This is a genomic window from Microcoleus sp. Pol12B4 (genome assembly GCF_036701385.1).
Taxonomy (GTDB): Bacteria; Cyanobacteriota; Cyanobacteriia; order Cyanobacteriales; family Microcoleaceae; genus Microcoleus.
In genome coordinates this window covers 1-1,018 of the sequence record NZ_JAUBQR010000483.1, presented here as the reverse complement: position 1 = coordinate 1,018, position 1,018 = coordinate 1, and the positions used below count along the sequence as shown (strand labels likewise).

The following is a 1,018-nucleotide window of genomic DNA, read 5'->3' as shown; positions in this document are numbered from 1 at the left end:
CAAGGCACTACTTTGAGCGGCAGACTGTTGCTTTACAATGCCTTAGATATGACGTTCCGGCAATTGAAACTGCGGCCTAATCCAGTGCGTCCGGTAATTGAAAAGTTAATCGATTACGAACAATTCTGCGGCATTCCTCAAGCAAAAGCGCAGGAAGCAAGTCAGCAAACGCAAATTCCTGAGATGACTGTCACGCAACTTAAGGAGTTAATCGACAGCGGTGCGAAGGATTTTGTATTGTTGGATGTTCGCAATCCCAATGAGTATCAAATTTGTCAAATTCCTGGGTCGGTTTTGGTTCCTTTGCCGGATATCGAACACGGCGCAGGTGTTGCCAAGGTCAAGGAATTGTTGAACGGACACCGCTTGATTGCACACTGCAAAATGGGCGGACGTTCTGCGAAGGCTTTGGGAATTTTGAAGGAAGCTGGAATTGAGGGGATTAATGTTAAGGGCGGAATTACTGCTTGGAGTGAAGAAGTAGACCCGTCTGTACCTCAATATTAAGCTCAATCTTTTTCTGGCGCAGGTTTAGCTAAAATCACGAGATACAAGCGAGTAGACTGTGGTCATTAGTGTCAACTTACGCTGAAAAACCTTTGTATCTTTCGTTCACAGCCGAGTCTAGAACCCTCTAAATTCCCCTTTTTTAAGGGGAATTTGACCTTTAGTAGCGAAGCAGGACACGGCAATGCCGTGTCCATACAAAAAACACAGATTAACCCAACCCTTCAACTAACAGATTGCGGGCACTTTCCAACGCTTCCTGCAACTTGCTTGCATCACGTCCCCCAGCTTGCGCCAAATTCGGACGCCCGCCGCCTTTTCCGCCGCAAATTTGAGCAATTCCCCCGATAAACTTGCCAGCTTGCAATCCTTTCTTATTAACTTCAGGACTAAAAGCTGCCACCAAACTTACCTTATCCGGTTCAGGAACTGATGCCAAAACAACCGCAGCATTTCCTAACTTTTGCTGCAATCTTTCCGCCGCAGTTTTCAGCGCTTCCGTATCCACATC

General features: G+C 46.6%; 2 protein-coding genes. One reads left to right on the top strand and one right to left on the bottom strand.

From position 1 onward, the window contains the following. Positions 1-507 (top strand): rhodanese-like domain-containing protein (locus QUA38_RS29225; RefSeq protein ID WP_333168060.1); only part of this gene is annotated, 507 nt, incomplete at its 5' end. Between the two features lie 211 nt (positions 508-718). Here the strand turns inward: QUA38_RS29225 and QUA38_RS29220 are convergent. After that, a partial coding sequence (locus tag QUA38_RS29220) for a DHHA1 domain-containing protein (RefSeq protein WP_333168058.1) occupies positions 719-1,018 on the bottom strand: 300 nt, incomplete at its 5' end.